Below are 26,178 nucleotides of genomic sequence, written 5' to 3'. Positions count from 1 at the left end.
GCGCTCGTGAGGTCATCTCTGCTCCTCGAAGGGAAGAGGTTCGGTGGGTGTCAAGCTGGGCGTGGCGGTCCTGACCATGGGCACGCGGCCGAAGGAACTGGCCGAGTTGCTGGCCTCGGTCGAGATGCAGACGGTGAAGGCCGCGAAGGTCGTGGTGGTCGGCAACGGGTGCGTGCTGCCGGAACTGCCCGCCGAAGTGGAGGGCGTGGAACTCGCGGACAACCTCGGGGTGACCGGCGGTCGCAACGTCGCCCTCGACCACCTGCGCGACGTGGACGTGGTGATCGACCTGGACGACGACGGCCTGCTGGTCGCCGACGACGTCCTCGCCCGGATCGCCGCGCTGTACGAGGCCGACCCCGGGCTCGGGATCGTCGGTTTCCGGATCGCGGACGAGACCGGTGTCACCCAGCGGCGCCATGTGCCCCGGCTGCGGGCCGGCGACCCGATGCGCGGTGGCGAGGTGACCAGTTTCCTCGGCGGAGGCCACGCCCTGTCCTCGAAGATGCTGGAGCAGGTCGGCGACTGGCCGGACTCCTTCTTCTTCGCGCACGAGGAGACGGACATGGCCTGGCGAGCGCTGGATGCCGGTTGGCGGGTGCTCTATGTCCCTGAGCTGCTGCTCCAGCACCCGCGTACCAGCCCGACCCGGCACTCCTTCTTCCACCGGGTGAACGCCCGCAATCGGGTGTACCTTGCGCGCCGGCACCTCCCGGCCCTGCTGGTGCCGGTCTACCTCGGTGTGTGGATGGCGCTCACCGTCGCCCGGACCAGGGACGTTGCCGGCCTGAAGGCGTGGTTCGCGGGCTTCGCCGAGGGCTGGCGGACCCCCTGCGGTCGGCGTAGGCCGATGCGCTGGCGCACCGTGTGGACCATGGCCCGGCTGGGACGTCCGCCGATCATCTAGGCAGTTGCAGTCTGGCGCATCCGGTCAGGGGTGGCCTTCGGCGTGGCCTTCAACCGGGCCACGTAACGGGCGACGCCTTCCGCCACCGTGATGGGCCCTCGCGGAGAGCAGCACCGGGCCGAGTGGACGACTGTCATGCTCCGTGACTGCCTCGCGCCCAGGGCCGATGACTGACAGCGGGCCGTCTCTGTCCGATCGCGACCCGGCCCGTCGACGTGGTCGGTCGTGGCGGTGACCCGCGGGGTGAAGGTGGTGTTTCCGGTGCGGGGCAGACCCCCGCGCCGCGCGGGTCACCCGCCCGGCGGGGGGCGGAAGGTGACCGGGGCGGCGAAGGCGGCGCGGCGGGTGGCGCGGCGCAGGGCGCGCAGGACCGGGGTGCCGAGGGTGAGGCAGAGGACCACGGTGAGGGCGGCGCGGGGGAGGTCCCAGCCGAGGGACGTGGTGAGGCAGTAGGCGGCGAAGCGGACCAGGTTCTCCGACAGCGGGTCGCCGGGGACGAAGGAGATCGAGCTCGCGAGGCCCGCGATGTACGGCCAGCCCTGGAGATTCATGATCACGCCGTAGAGCAGGGAGGCCACGGCTCCGTAGGCGGCGAGCAGGGCGAGTTCGCGGCGGCCGCGCAGCCGGGCCGGGCCGGGGAGCAGGCCCGCGCCGAGGCAGACCCAGCCCATGGCGAGCATCTGGAACGGCAGCCAGGGTCCGACGCCGCCGGTGAGCAGCGCGGACGCGAACATCGACAGCGCGCCGAGGACGAAGCCGAAGCCCGGTCCGAGCACCCGGCCGGACAGCACCATCAGGAAGAACATCGGCTCCAGCCCGGCCGTGCCCGCGCCGAGCGGGCGCAGGGCGGCGCCCGCGGCGGCGAGGACGCCGAGGAGGGCGACCGACTTGGCGTCCAGTCCGGGGGCACCGCCGCCCGCCGTGCGGCCCTCGGAGATCTGGGCGACGACCACAGCGAGGAGCAGCGGCAGCAGCAGGGCGAACAGCCAGGGGGCGTCGGCGGAGTGGCCGACCAGGGCGGAGCCGGTGGAGGCGAGCAGTGGCCAGCCGAAGCCGGCCACGCCGACCAGGGAGGTCAGGGTCAGGGCGAGGACGGAGCGGCGGCCGAGCGGGACCGGGCGGGCCAGCGGGGCGGGCGGGGTCATGCGTCGGGTCCGATCCGGTCGAGGGCCTCGGCGACCTGGCGGACGGTGAGCCAGGGGCCCGGGGCGAGGATCTTGGCGACCTGCGGGGCGAAGGCCGGCGAGCCGAGCACCACCTCGGGGGTCGGACCGTCCGCGACGATCTCGCCGTCCGCCAGGACGGCCGTGCGGTCGGAGAGTTCGGCGGCCAGTTCGACGTCGTGGGTGGCGAGCAGGACACCGTGGCCCTCGGCGGCGAGGCCGCGCAGGATCTCGACCAGCCGGGCCTTGGCCGCGTAGTCGAGGCCCCGGGTGGGCTCGTCGAGCAGGATCAGCGGCGGCCGGGCGGTCAGCACCACCGCCAGGGCGAGGGTGAGCCGCTGGCCCTCGGAGAGGTCGCGCGGGTGGACGGCGTCGGGCAGGCCGGGCAGCAGCCGCTCCACCAGGGCGCGGCAGGTGCCGGGTTCGGCACCCGCGTCGTGGTCGGCGGAGGCGCACTCGGCGCTGACGCTCTCGCCGTACAGCAGGTCGCGCGGGTCCTGCGGGACGAGGCCGACGTGGCGGACGAGTTCGGCGGGCCGGGTGCGGTGCGGGGTGCGGCCGCCGACGGTGACCGAGCCGGAGGCGGGCGCGTGCAGGCCGACCAGGGCGCCGAGCAGGGTGGACTTGCCGGCGCCGTTGCGGCCCATCAGCGCGGTGATCGTCCCGGCGTGCAGGGTGAGGTCGACGCCGCGCAGGGCCGGGACCGGGCCGCGCCGGACCACCAGCCGGGAGGCGGCGGCGAGCGGGGTGCCGGTGGCCGCGGCGGCGGTCGTGGCGGGTGGCCGGTGGCCGTCCAGCCGGGTGCGCAGGCCGGCCGCCCGGCGGCGGGCGTCGCGGACGGTGAGCGGCAGCGGGTGCCACCCGGCCAGCCGCCCGAGCCCGACCACCGGCGGGTGGACCGGGGAGTGGGCCATGATCCCGGCGGGCTCGCCCAGGACCGGCGGCGCGCCGGGGGTCAGCAGCAGGACCCGGTCGGCGTACTGGACCACGCGCTCCAGCCGGTGCTCGGCCATCAGCACGGTGGTCCCGAGGTCGTGCACCAGTCGCTGGAGCACCGCCAGCACGTCCTCGGCGGCGCCCGGGTCGAGCGCCGAGGTCGGCTCGTCCAGGACCAGCACCTTCGGGTGGACGGTGAGCACCGAGCCGATGGCGACCCGCTGCTGCTGACCGCCGGAGAGCGAGCCGAGTGCCCGCTGCCGCAGCTCGGCCAGGCCGAGCAGGTCGAGGGTCTCCTCGACCCGGCGCCGCATCACGTCCGGGGGCAGGCCCAGGGACTCCATGCCGTAGGCGAGTTCGTCCTCGACCGTGTCGGTGACGAAGTGCGCCCTCGGGTCCTGGCCCACCGTGCCGACCAGGTCGGCGAGTTCGCGCGGGCGGTGGTGCCGGGTGTCGCGCCCGTCGACGGTGACCCGGCCGTGCAGCACACCGCCGGTGAAGTGCGGGACGAGGCCGCTCACGGTGCCCAGCAGGGTGGACTTGCCGGAGCCCGACGGGCCGACGAGCAGGCAGAGTTCCCCCTCGGGGACGGTCAGATCGACGCCGTCGATCGCGGGCTCCGCGGCGTCGGCGTACTGGACGCCGACCTGGTCGAAGGTGATCACGGAGTTCTCCCGGGTCCGGTCGCGGTCCTGGCGGTGGTGGTTCGGGGGGCGGCTTCGGTGGTGCCCCCGGGTGCGCCGGTGGTGTCGGGCGGTGCCGGGGTGACGAAGGCGGGGAGCAGTCCGAGCAGGACGGCGGCCGCGGCGGCGAGCGGCAGGACCGGCGCGGTCGGCGGCACGACGGTGGGGGCGAAGGCGAGCGGGTCCAGCGCGGCCAACCAGGCCGTCGCCGCCGCCACCGCGACCCCGGACCCGGCGGTGAGCCACTCCGGCAGCGCCCAGGGGTCGGGCCGGTAGCGGGTCCGGACCGAACGCCGGCCGCCCAGCAGCAGTCCGGCGAAGGCTGCGGCCAGGCCGATCACCAGCACCGGCGCCGCCCAGCCGGCGCCGCCCGCCGTCAGCAGTCCGTACGCGGCCAGGCAGATGCCGAGCAGTCCGGCCAGGGTCAGGACGGCGGTGAACACGGCGATCCGGCGCGGAACGGCGGCGGTGCGCCCGAAGCCGCGGGTGTCCATCGCCGCCGCCAGCGCCACCGAACGCTCCAACGCGCCCTCCAGGACGGGCAGTCCGACGCTGAGCACGGCCGCCACGCCCCGGTCGCCGCGCCCGCGCAGACGGCGGGCGGCGCGCAGCCGCTGCACGTCGGCGACCAGGTTGGGCGCGAAGGTCATCGCGACCACGACGGCCACGCCCGCCTCGTAGAGCGCGCCGGGGAGCGTGCGCAGCAGCCGGGCCGGGCTGGCGAGGGCGTTCGCGGCGCCCACGCACACCAGCAGGGTGGCCAGCCGCAGCCCGTCGTACAGCGCGGCGAGCAGTCCCTCGACGGTCACCCGGCCGCCGATCCGTACGCCCTGCGCCCAGGCGGGCAGCGGGACTTCGGGCAGGGTGAACAGGACGTGGGTGCCGGGGACCGGCGAGCCCAGGAGGACGGCGAACAGCAGCCGGATGCCGAGCACCAGCAGGCCGAGCCGCAGGAACGCGCCGTAGGAGCGCGACCAGGGCGCGTCACCGCGCCGGGCGGCGACGACGTACCCGGCGACGGCGGCCAGCAGCAGCAGAACCAGCGGATTGGTGGTGCGGGTGGCGGCGGCGCCCAGGCCGAGGGCCCACAGCCACCAGGCACCGGGGTGCAGGTGGCGAGGTCCGGCGGCCGGTCGGCGGCGGGCGGCGCGGGGTGCGGGCACGGTGGGGTCCAGGGGGTCGGTCCGGATCGGGGCGGCGGCCGGGCGGGGCCGGGTGCGGTGGGCGGCCGGCCTCATCGTCGGCGGCGGGCCTGCCACCGGGCCCCCGCGGCCACGGCGAGGACGAGGGCCAGGCCGCCGCCGACCCCGAGGGCGGGTCCGGCGGCGCCGGGGGTGGAGCCGGCCGCGACGGCCCCGGTGGCGCCGATGGGACCGGTTCCGGCCGAGGGGTCCGCGGTGCCGCTCGGTCGGGCGGCACCGCCCAACTGCTCGCCGCAGCCCGCGCGCGGATAGCCCGCGATGGCGCAGAGCAGCCCGTTGCCGTCGTACCGCAGCGGCGGGGCGACGGTGGCCAGGACCTCGGCCGAGCTGGCCCGGGGCGCGACGACGGCGCACGCGGTCCGGGGCTCCGGCGGGCTCTCGCGGCCGGGCGCGTCGGCGGGGCCGCCGAAGTCCAGCACCACGGCCACCCGCTTGCGCCCGGCCTCGGCCGGTGTGCCGGCGCAGACGGCGGCGAAGTCCCCGGCCGTACCGGGCCGGGCGGCCTGCTGACCGCCGTCGGGGCTGACGGCGAACCGCCAGCCCTCGACCTCGCCGTCCACCGGGACGTGCACGGCGGGGCCCTGCTGCTGGTACGCCCAGCCGCCGTCGGACCAGCGCCAGAACGACCAGTACCGGTAGCCGGCGGCCTGTGCCTGGGCGGCGCCGAGCAGGAGCACGATCAGCAGACCGGTGACCGCCCCGGCCAGGAAGCGGAGGGCGGCCCGTGCCACCCGCCGCCGTACCGCCGCCGCGTCGTCCCCGTCCCCGTCCTCGACGGCGGAGGAGGAGGCGGTGACGCAGGAGGGGACGGAAGCGGTGTCGGCGGTGGCGGCGGCCGGGACCGGCGCCGTGGTCGGACGCGGATCCCGGTCCCGGCCGGGAGGGGTCACAGCTTCGCGCCGCGCTTGCGCTGCAGGCTGAGCACCAGCCCGCCGCCGATGCCGATCAGCAGGCCGACGCCGAGCAGCCAGAACTTGCCGATCCCGCTGTCCTTGTCCTTCTCGGCCGAGGCCGAGGCGGGGGCGGAGGTACTGGGGGACGCGGCGCCGACGGCCTTGGGCGCCGGGCCGAGCGCGGTCAGCTGCTCGACCAGGTCGGTCCCGCCGAAGGCGGCCGGGTCGCGCTGAGCGGCCTGGGCGACCAGCACCAGGGTGGCGGTGGCGGCGGCGTCGGTGCCGCCCTTGGTCCAGCCGCCACCCTCCTTGGCCAGCCAGTCGACGGCGCCCGCGGCCTGCTGCGGGTGCCCGCCCTGGACCAGGCCGAGCGCCGCCCAGGCGGTGGCCGTGTAGTCGGGGGTGGGCGCGGCGCCGGGCAGGGTGAGGGTCAGGTGCTGGTCGCCCGCGGCGAGCTGCGCGGTGAGGTACGCGCCCGCCGCCTCGCCGGAGTCGGCCCGGGGGACGGCGGTGGCGGTGGCGCCGCCGTCGGCGCAGGCCAGGGCCTTGGGGGCGGTGTCGGTCCGGTTGCCGTTGGCGACCGGCAGCTTCCCGCCCGCCGCGGCGAGCGAGGTCTGGCCGCTGGCGAGGGCGTTGGGCTCGGCGGCGGGGGCGCCGGCCGGGGCGGTCTGGTAGACGAAGGCACCGCGCTGGTCGGCGGGGGCGGCGCAGCCGAGCTGGAAGACGGCGAGTCCGTCGAAGGCGTTGCGGCCGGCCTTGGCGACGCCCGCCGGATCGGCCTTGGCGGCGAACAGGGCGTTGACGGCGAGGCCGGTGGAGTTGGCGTCGCCGGGGTTGCCGGGGTTGTAGGCCCAACTGCCGTCCGCGTTCTGGCTGGCCCGGAGCCACTGGACGCCCTTGTCCACGGCGTCCTGGTGCCCGCCGAGGACGGTCAGTGCCTGGATCGCGAGCGCGGTCGCGTTGCTGTCCTCGAACGCCGGGTCGCAGGCGGCCGAGGCGTCGGCGCGGTACGAGGGCCAGCCGCCGTCCGCGCACTGCTGCCCGGTCAGCCAGGTGACGGCGGAGTCGGCCGGGGTCACCTTGGCGGTCGTCAACGCGGTCAGGGCGAGGGACTGCCGCCACACCCCGTCGTAGGTGGGGTCGCCCTTGCCGTACAGACCGTCGGGGAGCGGAGCGGCGCCGAGGCTCGCGGTGGGGCTCGGGATGTCGGCGAACGCCGGGGTGGCGGCGGCGCCGGCGAGCAGGGCGGCGGTCAGGGCGGCGGCGCCCGCGCGGGCGGCGGTGAGCATGATCGGGGGTGTGCCTTTCGATGAGCGGGGCCGGCCGGGGCCGGCCGTTCCGTAGACCTCGACGGTGCCGGGAGTGGTTCGCCCGGCATGGGGCCGCTCGCCTCTCCCCGGGTGCTCCGGCTCGCCGGCGGACGGGCGCCGGGCTCACGGTTGCGGGGTCAGCGCCGGATTCGCACCGGCTTTCCCCGGATCAGGAGAAGCGGGATGGAATTGTCCCGTCGACTCTAGCCGCCGGGCCGGGCACCCCGACCCGGCCGGGGTGAGAACAGGTTCCAGTCCGGCGGGCGATCCGCCCGGTCGCGGCCGGTGCGGCCTCAGGGCAGCGACAGCAGCCGGGCGGCGGTGTGGAGGTCGGCCCGGACCTCGGCGATCGAGGCGCGGCCGGAGAGCCAGGCGACCAGGGCCGCGTGCCAGGTGTGCTCGATCACCCGGACGGCGGCACGCTGGCTCCCGGTGGGCGGCCCGGACTGCCCGATGGCGTCCAGGATGAGCTGCCCGGTGGCGGCGGAGACCTGGTCCACCTCGGCGCCCACCGAGCGGTCGGCGAAGGAGAGCGCGCGGACCATCGCCTCGGCCAGCAGCGGTTCGCGCTGCAGCGCGTGGAACGCCCGGGTGAGCGTCTCGGCGACCCGGGGGGCCGGTTCGCGCTCGGTCGGCGGGTGCCGGCGGACCTGCTCCTGGAGGCCGTGCAGCTGCTCCAGCATGACCGCCACCAGCAGGTGGACCTTCGACGGGAAGTACCGGTAGAGCGTGCCCAGGGCCACCTGGGCGCCCTCCGCGACCTCCCGCATCTGGACCGCGTCGTAGCCGCCGCGGGCCGCCAGTACGGTCGCGGTGCGCAGGATCCGCCGGCGCCGTTCGGCCTGCCGGGCGGTCAGCGGCGGTGCCGCCGGGGCGGCCGGGAGGGGTGCCGGAGCGGCACCCGGCGAGGGGGTGGCGGAGGGCGGGGCCGCCGGCGGTGCGGGCGGCGGTGAGGACGGTGACGGCAAGGACGCTCCCGGGCGCGAGAGTGGTGGGGCTGCTCCGGACGGGCACGGTCGGCCGGGCGAGGCGCCCGGGCGTGGCGCGAATCACCAGCCCTGGATCCTGAGCGGAAGCTACGGGCCGGTATCTTCGAGGTCTCTCATTGTTCACGGGGTCGGCGGTGAACTCCACACCGCACTGAAACCTGATCTACTTCACCGACCGGCAGCACAGACAGCAGCAGAGACGAGGGCCGACGATGACCGCGCAGCCGCTGCGGATTGCCCTGCTCTCGTACCGCGGCGACCCGTTCTGCGGCGGTCAGGGCGTCTACGTACGGCATCTCTCCCGTGAGCTGGCCCGCCTCGGCCACCACGTCGACGTGATCGGCGCCCAGCCGTACCCCGTCCTGGACGAGGTCGAGGGGCCGGGCTCGGTCCGGCTGGTCGAGCTGCCCAGTCTGGACCTCTACCGCGCCGACGACCCCTTCCGCACTCCGGCGCGCGAGGAGTACCGGGGGGCGGTGGACGTCCTGGAGTACGCCACCATGCGCACCGGCGGCTTCCCCGAGCCGCTGACCTTCTCGCTGCGCGCCCGCCAGTACCTGGCCCGGCACCGCGGCCGCTACGACGTCGTGCACGACAACCAGACGCTCGGTTACGGCCTGCTCGGCCTGGCCCGGCACGGCTTCCCGCTGGTCACCACGATCCACCACCCGATCACGGTGGACCGCCGGGTCGAGCTGGACGCGGCCCCCGGCCGGCTGAAGCGGCTGTCGCTGCGCCGCTGGTACGCCTTCACCCGGATGCAGCGCCGGGTCGCGGCCCGGCTGGAGCACATCATCACCGTCTCCGGCAGCTCCAAGCGCGAGATCGCCGAGCACCTGGGCGCCGCCCCGGGCGCCGTCTCGGTGGTGCCGATCGGCGCCGACACCCGGCTGTGGTCCCCGTCGGACGAGGTCGCCCGGGTGCCCGGCCGGATCGTCACCACCTCCAGCGCCGACGTCCCGCTCAAGGGCCTGGTGCACCTGGTCGAGGCGCTGGCGAAGGTCCGGACCGAACGGGACGCGCACCTGGTCGTGGTCGGCAAGCCGCAGAAGGAGGACGGTCCGATCGCCCGTGCCGTGCGCGCCTTCGGGCTGGAGCCGCACATCGAGTTCCGGCACGGCCTGACCGACCGGGAGCTGGTCGACCTCTACCGCTCGGCCGAGGTCGCCTGCGTGCCGTCGCTGTACGAGGGCTTCTCGCTGCCGGCCGCCGAGGCGATGGCCACCGCGACCCCGCTCGTCGCCACCACCGGCGGCGCGATCCCCGAGGTGGCCGGTCCGGACGGCGAGAGCTGCCTGGCGGTGCCCCCGGGTGACGCGGACGCGCTCGCGACGGCGCTCGGCCGGCTGCTGGACGATCCGGAGCTCCGCGCGGCGCTCGGCGCGGCGGGCCGGGAGCGGGTGCTCGCCCGGTTCACCTGGGAGCGCGCCGCCGAGCTGACCGTCGAGGGCTACCGGGCCGCGATCGCCACCGGGGCCGGCCGCCGGGCCCGCGCCGGCCGGGGCTGGCGCTACGTGGCCTGACGGCGTCCGCCGAACGGCCGGGCGGACCGGCGCCCGCGGCTGCGCCGGGCGGTGCGGCCGTTCGCCCCTCCACCCCCCGTGATTTCTCTGACTCGGCGTCAGGAACCCTTTGGTATCGAAGGAATGGGAGTCCGCAGTGCTGACCGTTGATTTCTCGCGCTTCCCGCTCGCCCCCGGCGACCGGGTGCTCGACCTGGGCTGCGGCGGGGGACGGCACGCGTTCGAGTGCTACCGGCGCGGGGCCGACGTGGTCGCCCTCGACCAGAACGCCGAGGAGATCGCCGAGGTCAGGAAGTGGTTCGCCGCCATGGAGCAGGCCGGCGAGGTGCCGGAGGGCGCGTCCGCGGTCGCGATGGAGGGCAACGCGCTCGCCCTGCCGTTCGAGGACGAGCACTTCGACCGGATCATCATCTCCGAGGTGATGGAGCACATCCCGGACGACAAGGGCGTGCTCAACGAGATGTTCCGGGTGCTCAAGCCCGGTGGCCTGCTCGCCGTCACCGTGCCGCGCTGGCTGCCCGAGAAGATCTGCTGGGCGCTCTCCGACGAGTACCACGAGGTCGAGGGCGGCCACATCCGGATCTACCGGGGCGACGAACTGCTCGACAAGCTCAAGGACGCCGGCCTGGAGCCCTACGGCACCCACCACGCCCACGCGCTGCACTCCCCGTACTGGTGGATCAAGTGCGCGGTCGGCGTCGACAACGACAAGTCGCTGCCGGTCAAGGCGTACCACCAGCTGCTGGTCTGGGACATCGTCGGCACCCCGGTCATCAGCACCCTCACCAAGGCCGCCGAGCGGGCGCTCAACCCGGTCATCGGCAAGAGCTTCGTCGCCTACGCCACCAAGCCCCACCGGGCCGGGGCCGGGCGCGCCGCCGAGGACGCGGGCGGGGCGGAGTGACCGCCGCCGTCCCCGAGGCCCTGCTGCTGGAGGGGGTGCTCGACGCCGAGCAGGCCGCCCGCACCGTCCGCAGCATCCTCGCCGAGCAGCAGCCCGACGGGGCCGTACCGTGGTTCCGCGGCCACCACCTCGACCCGTGGGACCACACCGAGGCCGCGATGGCGCTGGACACGGCCGGCGAGCACGCCGCCGCCGAGGCCGCCTACCGCTGGCTGGCGGCGCGGCAGAACCCGGACGGCTCCTGGTACGCCGGCTACGCCTACGGGAAGCCGGGGCACGCCGACGGCGAGGTCTGCGACCCGGCCAAGGAGACCAACTTCTGCGCCTATGTGGCGGTCGGTGTCTGGCACCACCACCTCTCCACCGGTGACGACACCTTCCTGGAGTGGATCTGGCCGACCGTCCGGCGCGCGCTGGACTTCATCGTCGCCCAGCGGCTGCCCGGCGGCCCGATCGCCTGGCGGGTCGACGAGGACGGCCGGGCCGTCGAGGAGGCGCTGCTCACCGGCTCCTCCAGCATCCTGCACGCGCTGCGCTGCGGGCTGGCCGTCGCGGACTACCTGGAGGAGCCGCAGCCCGACTGGGAGCTCGCGGCCGGCCGGCTGCGGCACGCCATCGCCCACCACCCGGAGCGGTTCCTCGACAAGGACCGCTACTCGATGGACTGGTACTACCCGGTGCTCGGCACCGCGCTGCGCGGTCCGGCGGCGCAGGCGCGGATCGCCCGGGACTGGGACCGGTTCGTCGTCCCCGGCCTGGGCGTGCGCTGCGTCAGCGACCGCCCCTGGGTCACCGGCGGCGAGAGCGCCGAGCTGGCGATGGCGCTGTGGGCGATCGGCGAGTCCGACCGCGCGGTGGACATCCTGCGCTGGATCCAGAGGCACCTGCGGCACACCGACGGCTCGTACTGGACCGGGTACGTGTTCGAGGACGACGCGATCTGGCCGGAGGAGCGCACCACCTGGACGGCGGGCGCGCTGCTGCTGGCGGTCGCGGCGCTCGGCGGCGACCCGGCGACGGTGTCGGTGTTCGGCGGCGAGGAGCTGCCGGCCGGGCTGGTGGTCCAGGACTGTTGCTGAGCGGCTGAGCGGCTGAGCGGCTGAGCGGCTGAGCGGCTGAGCGGCTGAGCGGCTGAGCGGCCGTCGGGCCCTCCGGCCCGTGCGGCTCGCGGCGCCTGCGGTACCTGTGGCACGGCGAAGGGGCGGGACCGGATCTCTCCGGTCCCGCCCCTTCGCCGTACGGGGTGTCGGCGGGTCAGCCGCGCTGGATGCCCGAGGTGTCGGCCAGCACGCCCTGGGTGCCGTCCTGCAGCTGGGCGACCAGGGCGGCGCCGCGCTGCTCGACCGCCAGGTACCAGGTGCCGGGGACCAGTTCGCCGACCGGGGCACCGGCCGGGCCGTCCTTCGGGGCCAGCTGACGCGGCGCCGGGACGGCGAACCAGAACGGCGCGAAGTCCGCCGCCGGGGCCGGCTGCGGCTGGGCGGGCTGCTGGGCGGCGGCCTGACGGGCGGCCTCCGCCTCGGCGGCCTGCTGACCGACCAGGTCGTGCGGCTGGCCCGGGGCCGGCTGGCCCGGCTGCGGGGACGGGTAGCCGTAGCCACCGGGCTGGCCGCCGAAGGCCGGAGGCTGGCCCTGGCCCTGGTCCGGACCCGGGTAGCCGTACTGGCCGGGCTGGCCGGGCTGGCCCGGGGCGGGGTAGCCGCCGGCCGGGAAGGCGGCCGGGGCGGCCGGACGGTCGGTGACCAGCGGGGTCTTGAGGACCGGGATCAGCTGGCCGCCGGCGGAGGCGCCGGCCAGCACGATCAGCGCGATGACCGCGAGCCAGGCGCCGAAGCCGTGGCCGATGCCCTCCAGGCCGCCGCCGAGTGCCCACACCGCGGTCCAGAGCGCGGCCACCGAGAAGGCGATGCCCCACTGGTCCAGGCGCAGGCCGAGGACCTGACGGTTCGCGGCCGCCTGGCCCTGGAACCGCTGGACCAGGATCAGGGCGGCGGCGAGGATGCCGAGCAGGAAGACCGAGGGCAGCACGGGGAACAGCACACTGTCCCAGGCGTTCGTCGAGGTGTCGCCGCAGTACTTGCCCTTGCAGTCGACGGTCCAGTACGGCAGGAAGGAGGCGATGAAGAGCAGGACGGCCGCACCTGCGACGGCGGCGTCTCCCTTGGTGAGAGCGCGCAGATTCACTAACGTTCCCCTCGTTGGTGTGTCGTGGTCGGCGGTTTTCGGTCCGGCGCTCGGCCGATGTGGTTCCGGCGCCCGTCCGGTCGGCTGACCGGCCGGAAAACCCCGAACGGACCAGAAGCCTAGGGCCAACGGCCTCGCGGACGCACAGCGGGCTCGGGAACAGGGCGAAGTCGTTGCAGAACCACGCGCTTCCGACCCCGGCCGGCCGCCGTGCCGTCCATGGTTCCAGTGCCCGGTCCGCCGCCCCGTCAACCGGGCCGGTGGCGGGTGCCGGGGCCGCCGGACGGCTCCCGCCGGGTGCGCGGGACGGCTCCTACCGGGTGGTCAGGAACGAGGTCAGCGCGTCGGCGATCCCCTGGGCGGCCTGTTGGCGCCACTGAGGGTCCGTCATCCGGCGGGCGTCCGCCGGGTTGCGCATGTTACCGCACTCGATGAACACCTTGGGGACGGTGGAGAGATTCAGCCCGCCGAGGTCCGAACGGGTGTCCAGGCCCTTGCTGGCGACGTAGTCGGCGTACGGCTCGCCGGTCGCCGAATGGAAGCTGTCGCGCAGCAGCAGGCCGAGCCGGTGCGAGGGGTCGACGATCGCCGCGGTGTCGGCCTTCCCGGCGGTCACCTTGGCGGGCATGATCACGTGGAAGCCGCTGCCGTTCGCCGGGCCGCCGTCGCCGTGCACCGAGACCGCCGCGTCGGCGTGGGCGGCGTTGCCGATCCGGGCGCGCTCGTCGATGCACGGCCCCCACGGACGGTCCCCGTCGTGGACCAGTAGCACGGTGGCGCCGCGGGCGGCGAGGATCGCGCGGGCCCGGTGGACCACGTCGAGGGAGTACTCGGCCTCGCTGTAGCCGCTGTTGGTGCTGGTGCCGGTGGTGTCGCACTCCTTGCGGGCGTTGCCGATGTCGACCTTGCGGTTGATCTCGGTGGTGTGGGCGGAGTTCCCGGTGTTGTGGCCGGGGTCGAGCAGGACGGTGCGGCCGGCCAGGGCGGTGGAGGTGGGGGCCGGGAGCGGGAGGGCGGGGTCGGAGCTCCCGGTGGGAGCGGTGCCGGGCGCGGGGATGCCGGAGGGGGAGCCGGTGGGGTTCGCCCCGCCGGGTGGCGCCGCGGCGGGGGTACCGGTGCCGGCGGCCGCGGCGGGGACGCTCCGGTCGGGTCCGCCGACGGTCCGCCAGCCGAGCCAGCCGACCAGGCCGAGCGGTGCCACGACGCCGATCACGGTCGCCGTGCGCAGCAGCTTCGAGCGGCGCCGGCGCCCGACCGGGCCGGTGCCGGAGGTGCGGTCGGGGCCGGGGTCGGCGCCGGCGGAGGCGGTGCGGTCGGGGTCGGTGGAGCCGGGGGGCCGGCGGGTGGCGCGAGTCACGGGTGGTTCAGATCCGGTCCTGGGTGCGGGGGGTGAGTCCGAACTGGTCGGCGATCGCCTTCCACTTCGTGACGAAGTCCTTCTTCGCCTGGGTGGCCTGCGGGTTGAGCTCGTCGGCGCGCTTCTTGTCGGCGGTGTTCGGCGCGCTGCCCGAGCAGCCCTGGGCGGCGACCGCCCGGGCCCAGGCCGCGTACGCCCGGTCGATGTCGGCGGACAGCTGCCAGGCGGACTTCAGCGACTGCACCGCGTCCGCGCCGCCGGGCAGGTCCGTGACGCCCAGCTGGGCGAGCTTGGCCAGCAACTGGTCGCGCTGCTTGGCGCCACTGTCGAACACCTGGGCGGCGGACTCGATGTCGGGCTTGGTCGGGCAGCTGTTGACCTTGGCCACCGCGTTGCCGATCGGCGCCTTGGCGCCCTCGCCCTGGGTGAGCAGTTCGTCGAGGGCCTTGGCCTGGGCCGGAGCGTTCGCGCCGGCGGTGGACGCGGACGGGGACGGTGAGGCGCTCGCCGAGGGGTCGGGGCCGGTCGGGGTCGGCTCGGCGCCGGAACCGGTGGGGAGCGGGGCGGGCTGGGGGTTCCCCGACCCGCCGGTGGCGGTGGCGGAGGGCGTCGCGGAGCCGGCCTGGTCGGTGCCGGACCCCTTGTCCCGGACCGCCCAGAGGATGCCGCCCCCGAGGGCCAGCACGAAGAGCAGGGCGAAGGCGATCAGCAGCGGGGCGCGCCTGCTTCCGGGGGCGTCGTCGTCCGCGTCCTCGTAGCCGGTCGGGTGGTCCAGCGGGGACCAGGGCTGCTGCGGGTAGTCCTGCTGCGGGTAGCTCTGCGGGTGCTCGGGTGGGTACTCGGCCGCGTAGCCGGGCTGCGCGTACTCGGGCCGGGGGTGGCCCTGCGGCGGTCGGCCGGGCGAACTGTACGGGGCGCCGCCGTAGCCGGGCTGCTGGGCCGGTCGGGGCGGGCCGTAGGGCGGCTGCTGCTGCGGCGCGCTCCGGGGCGGGAAGGCGCCGGGCGCGTCGGGGCGCGGAGGCACCGGCTGCGGGATGAGGGCGGTCGGGGCGTCCTCGCCGTACGGTCCGGCGGGCGGCGGGGCCTGGGCCGGGCCGCCCGGGGGGCCCTGCGGCGGGCCGGGGGCGGCCGGCGGGGCGGCGGGCGGCGCGCCCGGAGTGGCGGGCTGCTGGGGACCGCGCACCCAGCCGCCCGCACCGCCGCGGGCGGTCGGGTCCCAGACCGCCGGAGCGGTGTTGTGCTGGTCCGTCATCTGTCCCTGGCCCCCACGGTCTGCCCGGGCCTGCTCCGCCCGGTGCTCTGCTGGTGTCGTGCGGCCGCGCCGCGGTCGCGGGCGCCCGCGACCGCGCGGACACCGTACCGTTCGCGCCTCCGCCCGGCAGCCCCGGCACGACGTTAGAGCATCCGTGATCGCCCGTGGGGCGGGTCGGCGGATTCCGGACACCCCCGCGGCGGCCGGACGGCGATGCCCCCGCGGCGGCGGGCACGGCGGGCCGGCGCGGTGGTCCCGACCTGCGGCTCAGCCGGCGGCGGCGCGGCGCAGGACCCGCAGCGAACCGGTCACCGAGACCTCCTCGAAGCCCTCGGCCAGCGCCCGCAGGTACACCCGGTAGGGCGCCTGGCCGCCGTCGGCCGGGTCGGGGAAGACGTCGTGGACGACCAGCAGGCCCTCGGGCGCCAGGTGCGGTGCCCAGCCCTCGTAGTCGGCGGTGGCGTGCTCGTCGGTGTGGCCGCCGTCGATGAAGACCAGCGCGAGCGGACCGCCCCACACGGCCGCGATCCGGGGCGAGCGGCCGACCAGGGCGATCACGTGGTCCTCCAGCCCGGCCGCGTGCAGGGTGCGGCGGAACCGGGGGAGGGTGTCCATCCGGCCGACCTCCGGGTCGACCAGGGTCGGGTCGTGGTACTCCCAGCCGGGCTGCTGCTCCTCGGAACCGCGGTGGTGGTCGACGGTCAGCGCCACGGTGCCGGTCTCGCGGGCGGCGTCGGCCAGCAGGATCGCGGAGCGGCCGCAGTAGGTGCCGATCTCCAGCAGCGGCCGTCCGGTCCGGCGGGCGGCGGTCACGGCGGCGGCGTACAGGGCGAGGCCCTCGTCGACGGGCATGAACCCGGTCGCGCCCTCGAACGCCGCCAGCACCTCGGGCCGGGGGCGCGCGGTCTCCAGGAGGTCGGACATGGTGCTGCTCCTCGGCGGGGTGGGGGTTCGGTTCGTGCTCGCCGTCGGACCTTACTGGACGGTACGGCCCGGGGAGGACCCCCGCCCCGGCTTTCCGCGGGCGTCGGGGCGGCTGCGGATCCGCGCAGGTTTCTTGTCATAACCAGTTTGTGATGCAAAGCTGACGGCATGACAGACGCAACGGCGCCGTCGTCGGGCGCCCCCCAAGAAGTGCTCGCAGGTCTCGGTGATCTGACCCGCAGGGTCCGGGCCGCCCAGCGCGGCGCCTGGTTCCCCCTCCTCCTGTTCGGTGTGCTCACCCTCGGCGGGATCCTCGTCGACCGGCTGACCTTCGAGGTCCGGACCGTCACCGACTGCCCGTCCGCTCCGGATGCGGCGGACGCCGCCGCCGTGGGCTGCACCCTCGTCAAGCACGGGTCGCCGCTCTACTGGACGATCGGGTTCGCCGTCGTCTACGCCGCGACCGCCCTCCACTACGTCCGCGGCTCCCGCCGGCGCGGGGTCGGCACCCCGGTCCTGCCCTACGTCCTCGCCGGGGCGGGGCTCGTCGCCCTGGTGGCCGCCACCGCGTTCTGGGGTGTCCGGTACGGGGCCGAGGCGCCCGGCGCCCGGCTCGACCTCTGGGGCCTGAACCTCGACCCCCGGTCCGGGGCGACGCAGCTCCTCGAACGGTTCCTCGGCGGCGCCGCCGCCGTCGGACTGCCGCTGCTGGTGCTCGCCCGGGTGGAACGCAGCCCCGCCCTGCTGCTGTTCGCCCTGGCCTACCTGGTCGTGGAGCTGGTGCCGGTCACCGTCGGCTGGACCGGGATCGGTCTCTCCTCGCCCTGGGGCGGCGTGCCCCGGCTGATCGTCCCCGGACTGTTCCTGCTGTTCGGCGCGCTGGGTTTCGCCCTGGCCCAGTTGCCCCGGCAGCGTGACGCCGCATGACCGAGGAGTCCGACCGGCACCCCGTCAACGGCCTCGACGACGTCGTCCACCAGCGCGTGCGCCTCGGCATCCTCACCGTCGCCCATGAGGCGCGCCGGGTCGAGTTCGGCTTCCTCCGGACGGCGCTCGGCCTCACCGCCGGGAACCTCAGCCAGCATCTGGCGGTGCTGGAGAAGGCCGGACTGGTCGCGATCGAGAAGGGCTACGAGGGCCGCCGCGCCCGCACCTGGCTCTCGCTGACCCCCGCCGGTGACCGCGCCCTCCGGGACGAGGTCACCCAGCTGAAGCGGTTGATCCAGCTGATCGAGCAGGGCGGGCCGGCCGCTCCCTAGGGCGGGCGGCGGGTGACCCGGGGCCGGGCCGCTGGCGGGCGGGAGCCGGACGGGACCGCGCACGGGGGCGGTCCCGTCCGCACCGACGTCGGGGGAGGGGCCCTCGGCGCGGGTGGTCGGCCGGTCCGACTTCCCGCGCCGGCCGACACCGGGGGTGAGTGGAACGTGTTCTACTCGCCCCCGGTGTGTCGTGCCAGAATCGCCCCACAAGCGATCCGAGGCGAACCGGGAGCAGCCGCATGCGCGCAGCCGTCCTGCACAGGACCGGTCAGGAGACGCTCGACGTCCGCGACGACGTCGAGGTGGTCGGCTTCGGCCCGGGCCGGGTCAGGATCCGGCTGCGGGCCGCCGGTCTCTGCCACTCCGACCTGTCGGCGATGAGCGGCGTCCTGTCCCACCCCGCGCCGTTCGTCCCCGGCCACGAGGGCGCCGGCGACGTCGTCGAGATCGGCGAGGGGGTGACGGAGGTCGCCGTCGGCGACCGGGTGCTGCTCAGCTGGATGCCGTCGTGCGGCCGCTGCGCGCACTGCGAGCGCGGGCGCTCCCACCTCTGCGTGGCCGGTCTGCGGCGGCTCGGCACCCCGGGCTTCCGCTACGGCGGGGACGGGCCCGGCGCGGGGGAGGCGTCCGGCTTCTACGGCACCGGCACCTTCGCCGAGGAGGTGGTGGTGGACCGCGACGCGGTGGTCCGGGTGCCCGCCGACCTCCCGTACGAACTGGCCGCGCTGATCGGCTGCGGTGTGACCACCGGCATCGGCGCGGCCGTCCACACCGCCCGGGTCGAGCCCGGCGCGTCGGTCGCGGTGATCGGCGCCGGCGGGGTGGGCGTCGCGGCCGTCCAGGGTGCCCGGGTCTGCGGCGCGGGCCGGATCGCGGTGGTCGACCCGGTGGTGTCCCGGCGGGAGCGGGCGCTCGCCTTCGGCGCGACCGAGGCACTCGCCCCCGAGGAGCTGAGGGCGGTGGCGAAGGGCCTGCCGGGCGGCGGATTCGACTACGTCTTCGAGGCGGTGGGCCGCTCGGACACCGTCCGGGCCGGGTACGACGCGGCCCGCCGCGGCGGCGCGGTGGTGGTGATCGGCGCGGGGGCGCAGGACGACCAGGTGCGGTTCGGCATGGGGGAGCTGTTCTTCAACGAGAAGCGGCTGCTGCCCTCGCTGTACGGCGGCGCCCCGCTGTCGCGCTCCGTCGCGCTGGTGGTGGAGCTGTGGCGGACCGGGCGGATCGACCTCGCGGGGATGGTCACCCACCGGGTCGCGCTGGCGGAGGTCAACGAGGCGCTGGCGCAGATGCGCGGCGGCGAGGCGCTGCGGACGATCGTGCTGCCGGGCTGAAGGCCGGGGGCCGGGGTCCGGAGCCGGGGGAAGGCGCCGGGCAGCGGGTCCGGCCGGTCGCGCACACGTCGCGGCCGGACCCGCTGCGACCGGTCAGGCCAGGTCGGCCGAGGCCGCGCGGTGGCGGCCGTGCGGGTCCGCCCCGGGGCTGTCGTCGGCGGCGGAGCGGCCGCGGTGGCGACCGGCCGCCGCGGTGTCCTCGGCCGTGGTCTCGTCGGTGTCGGTGAGGGTGTCGGAGATCAAGATCGTCTTTCCGTGCTTCCGTGCGAGGGTACGGGTCGTCCGGCCTCCGGCCGGTCCCGCGAGGAGGCGGCCGGGGCGCGGCCGCCACCCTAACCGCCGGGGCGGGCGGGGTGCTCGACGGGCGCTGCTCGCAGTGGGATTCGCCCCCGCGGGGCGGGTGGATCTGGGACACTCCGCCCAGGGGCCGCGGCACGGGGACGGGGCGGCCCGGGCACCGGTGAGGGCGGGGGTCGGATGGCGGTGGCGATGTTGTTCGTGGCGGTCGCGTTCGCCGCGGGGCTGTTCGGCCTGCTCACCTCGGTGGCACGTCGGCGGGCCCGCCGAAGCCCGGTCGAACGGAGCCCCGTCGGCCCGCCCGAGGTGTCCGGCGCTGCCGCGCCCGTTCACCGGGTGACCCCGACGCCGGCCGACGCGCACCCCCTCACCGTTTCCGCCACCGACCCCGCGCTCGGCCACCTCGGCCGCTTCCGCCTGACCGGCGAGCTGGGGCGGGGCGGCATGGGAACGGTCTACCTGGGTCTGACCCCGGGCGGTCGCCCGGTCGCCGTGAAGGTGGTGAACCCGGAGCTCGCCGCCGACCCGTCCTTCCGGCGCCGCTTCGCCCGCGAGATCGAGGCCGCGCGCAAGGTCGGCGGATTCCACACCGCGCCCGTGGTCGACGCGGATCCCTACGGCAGTCCGCCCTGGCTGGCCACCGAGTACATCCCCGGCCCGTCGCTGCAGGAGGTCCTCCGCCGGCACGGCGCGGTACCGGGGCGCACGCTGCACGCGCTCGCGGCCGGGATCGCCGAGGCACTGGAGGAGATCCACCGCTGCGGTGTGATCCACCGCGACCTCAAGCCGGGCAACGTCATCGTCTCCGGTACCGGCCCGCGGCTCATCGACTTCGGCATTGCCCAGGTCGCCGACGACACCCGGCTCACCTCCACCGGATTCGTCGTCGGCACGGCCGGCTTCGTCGCCCCGGAACAGCTCTCGGGCGCACCGGTGACCCCCGCCGTCGACCTGTACGCGTTCGGCATGGTGCTGTGCCACGCCGGTGGCGCCGCTCCGTTCGCCCCGGGTGTGCCGCTGGAATCCGCCCTGGGCCTGCTGCCCGCCCACCTGGCGGCGGTCGTGGTCCGGTGCCTGGACCACGACCCCGGGCGCCGGCCCACCGCGAACGACGTCCTGCGACAGCTCTCCGGCCACCGGATCGAGAACGACGACTGGCTGCCACCACCGGTCCGGACGATGGTCGAGCAGTACCGCTGGCCCACGCCCTAGCCCGGACGGCCGGTGCGCAGGAAGCCGGCGAGGAGTTCGTGCAGGACCGCGCCGCCCTCCTCGGCCAGGACGTCGTGCCCGGCCCCCGCCGCCTCGACGTAGCGGAAGTCGGCGCCCTCGGTGCGCCCGATCCGCAGCAACTCGTGCCGCAGCGAACGGGACTGGCTCACCGGGACGACCTCGTCCCGGTCGCCGTGCACGACCAGCAGTGGCGCGCCGATCCGGTGCGCGAGCTGGAGCACGTCGCGCGGTCCGCGGGCGTCCGCGATCGGATCCCCGCCGCCCAGTCGGGCGGTCAGCGCCCGGACCGGATCGGAGGCTTCGGCGAGCAGCCGGGCGCCGGACAGGAACGGCGCGACCACCGCGCAGCGCGCCACCTGCTCGGCCGGCGCGTGGGCCGCCGCCAGCAGCGCGAGGAACGCGCCGTAGCTGACCCCGAACAGGGCCGGCGGCTCCAGCCCGAGCGCGGCCCGCTGGCCGGCGATGCCCTCCAGCAGGTGCAGCACGTCGTCGAGATCGGGTCCGCCCCAGGCGCCCCGGATCGCCAGCGCGTGCGCCACCCCGTAGCCGGTGGAGCCGCGCTGGTTCGGGGCGAGCACGGCCAGGCCCTCGCCGGCCATCCGCTGCAGCGCCGGGTCGAACTCCAGCCGCCAGGCGTCCGCCGGGCCGCCGTGCAGGGCCAGCACCAGCTGGGGACTGCTCAGCCAGGCGTCCCCGCCGTAGACCACGGCCTCCAACGGGCCCGCCGGACCGGAGAGTTCGAGGCTCTGTGCCGGATGCCAGCGGCCGCCGTCGCCCGGCTCGGCGGAACCGTCCAGCCGCCATCCGCGCGGCACCGTGCCGGGGCGGCTCCTGGTGGTACCGGGCTGCCAGGGCAGCACGGTGTCCCGCCACGGCCCCGGCAACCCCGTTCCCAGCGGCGCCAGTTGCAGCGGCAGTGGCACCGGCCCCGAGGTGGTGGCGACCGGTCCCTGTGTCAGCAGCGCGTCCACGTCCAGGGTGGCGAGCGCGGCCGGATGGTCCGGCGACGAGTACGGCAGCCGCAGTCCGTCCGCCGACCAGTGACCGACCGCGCCGAGCCGTCCGGGCGGGACCGGCAGCGGGTCCAGCCGGCCGAGGGCGGGACGCCACAGGGCCAGCGAGCAGCCCGCGCCGTGGTCGATCTGCACCGCGACCCGGGGGCCGTCGGCGGCCGGACGCAGGGCGACCGGCCGCAGGAACATGCCCGCGACGTGCAGGACCTCGGGGAACCGCAGCGGCTCGCCGCCGCCCGGCACGCCCCAGCCGATCCGGTCGGTCCCGGGCGCGTCGCTGCGCACCATCGCGATCCGGCTGTCCGGGTCGAACAGCAGCAGCCGGTCGTTGCTGTGCTCGCCGATCTCCAGCAGCGGGGTGACGGCGCCGGTGCGCAGGTCGAGCACCACGGTGCGGACGAGACCGTCGCCCACCCGGTCGAGGGCCAGCAGCGCGCCGGCGTGGTCCAGCCAGACACCGCCGCCGTGCAGACCCGGGACCTCGGCGACCTGCTGCGGCGGCGAGCCGTCGGCCCGGACCAGCCAGACCGTGGTGCCCGGCCGGGTGTCGCTGCCCAGCGCGAGCGCGACCGGGGCGCGGGGGCCGGACGCCGCCGCTCCCGCCGGGAGCGGAAGGAGCCGCAGGCCGGGCATCCGCAGGGTGGCCAGCGGCCGTTCGGCGGTGACGGCCCGGCCGTGCTGGTCGGTGGCGGCGGAGAGCGTCACCAGGTCGTGCCGGTCGCCGTCGGAACGCCGGACCAGCACCGAGCCGTCCGGCAGGGCGACCAGTTGCGAGCGGAGGTCCTCGGAGCGGTGGCCGGGCAGGGGGAGCCCGGTCGGCAGGGCGGGGCCCCGGGCGGGGAGGTGCCAGCTCTCCGCGTACCAGCCGCCGTCGGCGGTGGAGGCCAGGCAGGCGGCGTGGCTGCCGTCGGCGGCGAAGGTGAAGCCGAGCCGGCGCAGGGCCTGGGTCCCGGCCCGGGTGGTCACGTCCATGAGTCCGCTTCCCCGGCCCCCGCGGTCCCGGCCGCGGTGGGCGGCGCGTCGGACGCTGGGCCGAGTGAGGTGCTGAGTGAGGTGCCGGGCGAGGTGCTGGGTGGTGTGTCGGACGAGGTGCGGGGCGAGGTGTCGGGTGGTGCGCCGACCGGGACCGGGTCCACCCAGAGCCGCGGGCCGCCGTGCCGCAGCCGCAGCAGGAAGGCCAGCGCCCCCGCCGTCCCGGTGCCGTACGCGGGCGCGCACCCGGTGCCGGTCTCGTCCGGCAGGACGAGCAGCCCGTCGCGCAGGGCCGGGCGGGCGGCGATCAGCAGACCCGCCTCGACGGCGGCGGCGCGGAACCCGGGATCGCCGGTGGCCTCGGCGAGGTCGAGCAGGAACTCCCCGTCCCCGGCCAGGCCGTGGCAGGCGCAGACACCGCTGTGCCAGCGTCCGGCCGTCACCGCCCGCCCGGCGGCCAGGGCCAGTCGGTGCGCGTCGGCGTCGCCGGTGGCGCGCCAGAGCCGGAGCAGGAAGGTGCCGGCGCCGGAGGAGCCGTTGCACCAGTGGGCCAGGCGGACGTGCGGGGGGTCGTCGGCGCTCCGCGGCCACCGGGCGGCGGGGAAGGTGCCGTCACCGGCCGGGCCCGGGGCGGTCGGCGGGTCGGGGCGGACCGTGGCGGCGAGGGTGCGGCCGGCCTCGACGGCGCCGGCCAGCAGCGCGCCGTCCCCGGTGGCCCCGGCCGCCGCCAGCAGGAAGGCGCCGACACCCGCGACCCCGTGTGCGAACCCGAGCTCGGTGGTCCCGGCGAGCGCGGAGTCGAAGTCCCGCGGCACCGGCCACACCGCGCCGTGCGGCGAGCGCCGGGCGGCGGCGAGGAGTCCGTGGCCGCAGCGCGAGGCCCGGGCGAGGAACGCCGCCGCCCCGTCGGCGGCGGAGCCGGGCAGGTGCTCGGCGGCGCAGCGGAGCTGCAGGAAGCCGGCGCCGGCCGCGCCGTGGCAGACGTCCGGGTTCGGCCACTCGACGGCGATCCGGGCGGCCAGGTCGGCCGCCCGCCGGGCGAGCGCCCGGTCGCCCAGGGCGCGGGCGGCGTCCAGCAGTGCCCAGGCGGCGCCGGAGCGTCCGAAGTGCAGTCCGGGCAGGACCACCGGCTCGGCGGCGCAGCGGCGCTCGATCCAGTCGGCGGCGGTCCGGGCGGTGGCGCGGGTGGTGGCCCGGACGTCCTCCGGCAGCCCGGCGGTCGCCGCGGCCCGGGCGAGGAGGGCCAGCACCCCGGCCGCGCCGTACTGGACGTTGCAGGGGTCCGAGCGTTCGCCGGCCGGCACCACGGGCCACAGCCGGTCCCGGCGCGCGGGGGTGGCGGTGGCGGCGATGTGCCGCAGTCCGTCGTGCAGCACCCGGTCGAGGACGGCGGTGTCGTCGTGGCGGTGATCGCGATGGACGGGGTGGGCAGGGCGGAAGGACTGGACAGGATGGGCGTTGTGGACAGGGTGGACGGTGCGGTCGGCGGGGGCCGGGGCGGGCTCCGGGTGGTCCGGCGAGGAGGCCGGTTCGGTGTGCCAGAACGCCCCGTCGTCGGTCCCGGACCGCGAGCGTCCGTCGAGGCGCTCGTGGGCCGGGGACGGAGTCGGTTCGGCGCGGCGCGCGTCCGGTGCGGGCCGGTCCGGGGCCGGGGTGCCGGGGTGTCCGGCCGGTCCGGTGGCGGCCCCGTCGGCCGCGAGGGACTCCCGGACCAGGGCCGGGTGCCAGCGGTGGCGCGGGTCCTCGGCGCGCAGGCCGAGCACGGCCGGGGCCAGCCGGCGGGCGGTGGTGCCGCAGCGGGCGGCGAGGGCGAGCCAGCGGCCGAGGCGTTCGGTGACCGGGCGGGCGTGCGGCAGGTCCTCGGGCAGCAGTGGGTCGTGACCGGTGGCGAGCAGGAAGAACAGCCCGCCCAGCGCGTAGAGGTCCGTCTCCGGTTCGGCGGTGCCGTCGCCGCCGCGTCCCGCCGTCAGGCCGGCGAACCCGCCGCCGCGCCGCCGCACCGGCAGGGCCGCGGCGGTGTCGACCAGGGCGAGCCGTCCCGGCCCCTGCTCGGGGGCGCGGTAGCCGGGTGCGCCGGCCGGTCCGGTCCGGCTGCCGGCCTCGGTGGCCAGCTCCAGGTCCACCAGCCGCAGCGAGCCGTCGGGCTGGACGAGTACGTGGTCGGGGGAGAGGTCGCGCAGCACCAGCCCCTGCTCGTGCACCCGCTCGACGAGATCGAGCAGGGTGTGGGCCATCGGCCCGGCGTCGGTCCAGTCGACGTCGGGGCTGCCGTCGCGGCGCAGCCGGGCCGCGACCCAGCTGCCGAGCGGCTGTCCGGCGATTCGTTCCTGCACGAGGAAGAGCGAGTCGTCCTGTTCGACGAGTTCGACCGGGCTCGGGGCCAGCCCCTGGCCCTCCAGCCGGGCCAGCAGCGCGGCCTCGTGCCGCAGGGCGGCGCGCGCGTCCGTGCCGGCGGGGTCCATCTCGATGTGCGCGCGGGCCTGCTTGACCACGACCTCGGCGCCGCCGTCGGTGTCGCGGCCGAGGAAGACGCCGCCCTTGGCGCCCTGCCGGATCGCCCCGGTGACCACGTAGCGGCCGGCGAGCAGGACCCCGCCGCTGCCGCGCCGCCGGGGGGCGGGTCGGCCGATGCCCGGCCGGTACCCGGAGCCGGGCGTGCCGTACCCGGGCTCGTACCCGTACCCGGGCCCGTATTCGTACCCGCCGCCCCGGCCGTCCGTCGGGCGGGCCCCGGCCGGGGTGGGAGCAGTCGGGCCGGGAGCATTCGGGCCTGATGCCGGCGGACCCGATGCGGTCGGGCCCGATCCGGTCGGGCCCGATCCGGGCGGGCCGAGCGGAGCCGGGTCGGGGGAGGGCCGTGGCCCGTCGAACGCCCGCGGCCCGTCGGCGGCCAGCGGATCGCGGGCCCACGGCGGGATCCGGTACGACGCCCCGCGCACGTCCTCGACCCGCTCGCCGTCCGGCCCGCGCAGCATCGAGCGGTACCCGCCGTCGTTGCCCAGTTCGGCCCGGGCCGCGATGGCTCCGTACCGGTAGTGGACGAGACTGCCGGGCCGGTACGGGCGGTCGGAGAGCACCGCGGGCCCGGGCAGGCCGTCGGTGGCGCGGTGCAGCGCGGCGGCCAGCCGCCGGAACTGCGGCTCGCCGACCGGGTAGACGGTGATGAACTTGCCGGCCGAACCCTGGTCGCTGTGGCGCGAGTTGAGCTCGTGCAGCTGGGCCGGCCCGGTCGCGAACCGGAACGCGCACGGGTCCTCGGCGAGTACTTCGGTGACGGCCGCGAGCACCGCGCCGCCGACCGTCGAGGCGGCGCTGACGTGGAGCTTCCAGCCCTCGTCGGGGAGTTCGCCCGGGGCCGGTCTGGCCGTGCACCAGAAGCCCTCGACGTCGACCTGCCAGTCGGCCCGTCCGTCCGCTCCGGCCCGTCCGTCCGCTGCGTCCGGCTCGTCCGCTCGGGCCGCCCGCCCGTCGGCGGCCGGGTCCGTGCCGCCTCCCCGGCGCCCGGCGGCGGCCAGGGCCGTCCGGGTCATCCCGGGCCACCGGCCGTCCGGCTCCGGCCCGTCGCCCGCCGGGTCCGTGCCACCGGCCGGCCGCGGCGATGTGTCCGCCCGCATCCGCCACCACCTTCCTTCGTCGGCTGCCGACGCGTCCCGCCCGGTGCCGCCGCTCCGGCGCCGGGCACCCGGCCACGGCCTGACCTCCGGTTCCCCGGAAGGCGGGGGTCCGCCGCCCCGGCGGCGGTCCGCACCGCCCCGGCCGTGTCCGGCCCGGTCCGCGCGGCCGGGCCCGCCCGCTTCCGCGCGTCCGGGACCGTGCCTCCGGCGGAGCGCCCTTCCGGCGCCTTGG

21 protein-coding genes and 1 riboswitch are annotated in these 26,178 nt (G+C 76.7%); of the genes, 8 read left to right on the top strand and 13 right to left on the bottom strand.

Translation table 11 applies throughout. From position 1 onward, the window contains the following. Nucleotides 1–76 precede the first annotated feature (76 nt). Nucleotides 77–907 carry a glycosyltransferase family 2 protein gene (locus ACIQ9P_RS03120; protein ID WP_402349847.1) on the top strand — a complete coding sequence of 277 codons (831 nt, stop codon included), beginning with the start codon at nucleotides 77–79 and terminating at the stop codon, nucleotides 905–907. Nucleotides 908–1,197: 290 nt separating this feature from the next. Here ACIQ9P_RS03120 and ACIQ9P_RS03115 read toward each other — a convergent pair whose 3' ends face one another. The 6 genes from ACIQ9P_RS03115 to ACIQ9P_RS03090 form a co-directional block, all read right to left on the bottom strand. Further along, nucleotides 1,198–2,052, bottom strand: a complete 855-nt coding sequence (locus ACIQ9P_RS03115; RefSeq protein ID WP_402348755.1) for an ECF transporter S component — start codon at nucleotides 2,050–2,052, stop codon at nucleotides 1,198–1,200. After that, complete coding sequence (locus ACIQ9P_RS03110) at nucleotides 2,049–3,671, bottom strand: ABC transporter ATP-binding protein (protein ID WP_402348752.1); 1,623 nt, start codon at nucleotides 3,669–3,671, stop codon at nucleotides 2,049–2,051. The genes ACIQ9P_RS03115 and ACIQ9P_RS03110 overlap by 4 nt, the downstream gene beginning before the upstream one ends. Then, nucleotides 3,668–4,852, bottom strand: coding sequence for a CbiQ family ECF transporter T component (locus ACIQ9P_RS03105; RefSeq protein WP_402348749.1), 1,185 nt, complete (start codon nucleotides 4,850–4,852; stop codon nucleotides 3,668–3,670). The genes ACIQ9P_RS03110 and ACIQ9P_RS03105 overlap by 4 nt, the downstream gene beginning before the upstream one ends. Before the next feature lie 71 nt (nucleotides 4,853–4,923). Continuing rightward, the gene (locus ACIQ9P_RS03100; RefSeq protein ID WP_402348746.1) at nucleotides 4,924–5,781 is read right to left on the bottom strand and encodes an SCO2322 family protein; all 858 of its coding nucleotides are present in this window, start codon (nucleotides 5,779–5,781) and stop codon (nucleotides 4,924–4,926) included. Continuing rightward, nucleotides 5,778–7,073 (bottom strand): prenyltransferase/squalene oxidase repeat-containing protein, encoded by a 1,296-nt coding sequence (locus ACIQ9P_RS03095; RefSeq protein ID WP_402348743.1) that lies wholly within the window; start codon nucleotides 7,071–7,073, stop codon nucleotides 5,778–5,780. The genes ACIQ9P_RS03100 and ACIQ9P_RS03095 overlap by 4 nt, the downstream gene beginning before the upstream one ends. Before the next feature lie 109 nt (nucleotides 7,074–7,182). Then, nucleotides 7,183–7,259: riboswitch (cobalamin riboswitch) on the bottom strand. A gap of 128 nt (nucleotides 7,260–7,387) precedes the next feature. Continuing rightward, on the bottom strand, nucleotides 7,388–8,062 hold the full coding sequence (locus ACIQ9P_RS03090) for a TetR family transcriptional regulator (RefSeq protein ID WP_402348740.1): 675 nt from the start codon (nucleotides 8,060–8,062) through the stop codon (nucleotides 7,388–7,390). 233 nt (nucleotides 8,063–8,295) lie between these two features. Here ACIQ9P_RS03090 and ACIQ9P_RS03085 point away from each other — a divergent pair, with 233 nt between their 5' ends. From ACIQ9P_RS03085 to ACIQ9P_RS03075, 3 genes are all read left to right on the top strand, one after another. Next, nucleotides 8,296–9,606 carry a glycosyltransferase family 4 protein gene (locus ACIQ9P_RS03085; RefSeq protein WP_402348737.1) on the top strand — a complete coding sequence of 437 codons (1,311 nt, stop codon included), beginning with the start codon at nucleotides 8,296–8,298 and terminating at the stop codon, nucleotides 9,604–9,606. A gap of 136 nt (nucleotides 9,607–9,742) precedes the next feature. Continuing rightward, a complete protein-coding gene (locus ACIQ9P_RS03080) occupies nucleotides 9,743–10,510 on the top strand; it encodes a class I SAM-dependent methyltransferase (protein ID WP_402348734.1) in 768 nt (255 codons plus the stop codon). Continuing rightward, the gene (locus ACIQ9P_RS03075) at nucleotides 10,507–11,589 is read left to right on the top strand and encodes a prenyltransferase (RefSeq protein WP_402348731.1); all 1,083 of its coding nucleotides are present in this window, start codon (nucleotides 10,507–10,509) and stop codon (nucleotides 11,587–11,589) included. Before ACIQ9P_RS03080 ends, ACIQ9P_RS03075 begins: the two co-directional genes overlap by 4 nt. 175 nt (nucleotides 11,590–11,764) lie before the next feature. Here the strand turns inward: ACIQ9P_RS03075 and ACIQ9P_RS03070 are convergent, their stop codons facing one another. From ACIQ9P_RS03070 to ACIQ9P_RS03055, 4 genes are all read right to left on the bottom strand, one after another. Continuing rightward, a complete protein-coding gene (locus ACIQ9P_RS03070; protein WP_402348728.1) occupies nucleotides 11,765–12,694 on the bottom strand; it encodes a hypothetical protein in 930 nt (309 codons plus the stop codon). A gap of 313 nt (nucleotides 12,695–13,007) precedes the next feature. Next, nucleotides 13,008–14,051 (bottom strand): N-acetylmuramoyl-L-alanine amidase, encoded by a 1,044-nt coding sequence (locus ACIQ9P_RS03065; RefSeq protein ID WP_402348726.1) that lies wholly within the window; start codon nucleotides 14,049–14,051, stop codon nucleotides 13,008–13,010. Nucleotides 14,052–14,058: 7 nt separating this feature from the next. After that, nucleotides 14,059–15,303 (bottom strand): hypothetical protein, encoded by a 1,245-nt coding sequence (locus tag ACIQ9P_RS03060; protein ID WP_402348723.1) that lies wholly within the window; start codon nucleotides 15,301–15,303, stop codon nucleotides 14,059–14,061. A gap of 267 nt (nucleotides 15,304–15,570) precedes the next feature. Further along, nucleotides 15,571–16,227, bottom strand: coding sequence for a class I SAM-dependent methyltransferase (locus ACIQ9P_RS03055; protein ID WP_402348721.1), 657 nt, complete (start codon nucleotides 16,225–16,227; stop codon nucleotides 15,571–15,573). Between the two features lie 168 nt (nucleotides 16,228–16,395). Between ACIQ9P_RS03055 and ACIQ9P_RS03050 the strand changes: the two genes are divergently transcribed. The 3 genes from ACIQ9P_RS03050 (at nucleotide 16,396) to ACIQ9P_RS03040 (ending at nucleotide 18,817) form a co-directional block, all read left to right on the top strand. Continuing rightward, complete coding sequence (locus ACIQ9P_RS03050) at nucleotides 16,396–17,154, top strand: hypothetical protein (protein ID WP_402348718.1); 759 nt, start codon at nucleotides 16,396–16,398, stop codon at nucleotides 17,152–17,154. After that, nucleotides 17,151–17,486 (top strand): transcriptional regulator, encoded by a 336-nt coding sequence (locus tag ACIQ9P_RS03045; RefSeq protein WP_402348715.1) that lies wholly within the window; start codon nucleotides 17,151–17,153, stop codon nucleotides 17,484–17,486. Before ACIQ9P_RS03050 ends, ACIQ9P_RS03045 begins: the two co-directional genes overlap by 4 nt. 239 nt (nucleotides 17,487–17,725) lie before the next feature. Further along, nucleotides 17,726–18,817 carry an alcohol dehydrogenase catalytic domain-containing protein gene (locus ACIQ9P_RS03040; protein WP_402348712.1) on the top strand — a complete coding sequence of 364 codons (1,092 nt, stop codon included), beginning with the start codon at nucleotides 17,726–17,728 and terminating at the stop codon, nucleotides 18,815–18,817. A 93-nt stretch (nucleotides 18,818–18,910) separates the two neighbouring features. Here the strand turns inward: ACIQ9P_RS03040 and ACIQ9P_RS03035 are convergent, their stop codons facing one another. Further along, complete coding sequence (locus tag ACIQ9P_RS03035; RefSeq protein ID WP_402348710.1) at nucleotides 18,911–19,060, bottom strand: hypothetical protein; 150 nt, start codon at nucleotides 19,058–19,060, stop codon at nucleotides 18,911–18,913. Between the two features lie 234 nt (nucleotides 19,061–19,294). Between ACIQ9P_RS03035 and ACIQ9P_RS03030 the strand changes: the two genes are divergently transcribed. Next, nucleotides 19,295–20,326, top strand: coding sequence for a serine/threonine-protein kinase (locus ACIQ9P_RS03030; protein ID WP_402348707.1), 1,032 nt, complete (start codon nucleotides 19,295–19,297; stop codon nucleotides 20,324–20,326). On the opposite strand, the gene ACIQ9P_RS03025 is transcribed toward ACIQ9P_RS03030, so the two are convergent. Together ACIQ9P_RS03025 and lanL are read right to left on the bottom strand one after the other, a co-directional pair. After that, complete coding sequence (locus ACIQ9P_RS03025) at nucleotides 20,323–22,332, bottom strand: alpha/beta fold hydrolase (RefSeq protein ID WP_402348704.1); 2,010 nt, start codon at nucleotides 22,330–22,332, stop codon at nucleotides 20,323–20,325. The genes ACIQ9P_RS03030 and ACIQ9P_RS03025 overlap by 4 nt on opposite strands. Beyond that, nucleotides 22,323–25,862, bottom strand: a complete 3,540-nt coding sequence (gene lanL / locus ACIQ9P_RS03020; protein WP_402348701.1) for a class IV lanthionine synthetase LanL — start codon at nucleotides 25,860–25,862, stop codon at nucleotides 22,323–22,325. The genes ACIQ9P_RS03025 and lanL overlap by 10 nt, the downstream gene beginning before the upstream one ends. Between the last annotated feature and the right edge of the window lie 316 nt (nucleotides 25,863–26,178).

The sequence above is a fragment of the Kitasatospora sp. NPDC094019 genome (assembly GCF_044764505.1).
Classification (GTDB): Bacteria; Actinomycetota; Actinomycetes; order Streptomycetales; family Streptomycetaceae; genus Kitasatospora.
This window is presented reverse-complemented; position numbering and strand designations above follow the sequence as displayed.

What these genes read in the sequence shown, in the direction of transcription:
- ACIQ9P_RS03120 (WP_402349847.1), top strand. Translation starts at nt 77, where the DNA reads ATGGGCACGCGGCCGAAGGAACTGGCCGAGTTGCTGGCCTCGGTCGAG.
- ACIQ9P_RS03115 (WP_402348755.1), bottom strand. Translation starts at nt 2,052, where the DNA reads ATGACCCCGCCCGCCCCGCTGGCCCGCCCGGTCCCGCTCGGCCGCCGC.
- ACIQ9P_RS03095 (WP_402348743.1), bottom strand. Translation starts at nt 7,073, where the DNA reads ATGCTCACCGCCGCCCGCGCGGGCGCCGCCGCCCTGACCGCCGCCCTG.
- ACIQ9P_RS03085 (WP_402348737.1), top strand. Translation starts at nt 8,296, where the DNA reads ATGACCGCGCAGCCGCTGCGGATTGCCCTGCTCTCGTACCGCGGCGAC.
- ACIQ9P_RS03060 (WP_402348723.1), bottom strand. Translation starts at nt 15,303, where the DNA reads ATGACGGACCAGCACAACACCGCTCCGGCGGTCTGGGACCCGACCGCC.
- ACIQ9P_RS03055 (WP_402348721.1), bottom strand. Translation starts at nt 16,227, where the DNA reads ATGTCCGACCTCCTGGAGACCGCGCGCCCCCGGCCCGAGGTGCTGGCG.
- ACIQ9P_RS03050 (WP_402348718.1), top strand. Translation starts at nt 16,396, where the DNA reads ATGACAGACGCAACGGCGCCGTCGTCGGGCGCCCCCCAAGAAGTGCTC.
- ACIQ9P_RS03045 (WP_402348715.1), top strand. Translation starts at nt 17,151, where the DNA reads ATGACCGAGGAGTCCGACCGGCACCCCGTCAACGGCCTCGACGACGTC.
- ACIQ9P_RS03040 (WP_402348712.1), top strand. Translation starts at nt 17,726, where the DNA reads ATGCGCGCAGCCGTCCTGCACAGGACCGGTCAGGAGACGCTCGACGTC.
- ACIQ9P_RS03030 (WP_402348707.1), top strand. Translation starts at nt 19,295, where the DNA reads ATGGCGGTGGCGATGTTGTTCGTGGCGGTCGCGTTCGCCGCGGGGCTG.
- ACIQ9P_RS03025 (WP_402348704.1), bottom strand. Translation starts at nt 22,332, where the DNA reads ATGGACGTGACCACCCGGGCCGGGACCCAGGCCCTGCGCCGGCTCGGC.
- lanL (WP_402348701.1), bottom strand. Translation starts at nt 25,862, where the DNA reads ATGACCCGGACGGCCCTGGCCGCCGCCGGGCGCCGGGGAGGCGGCACG.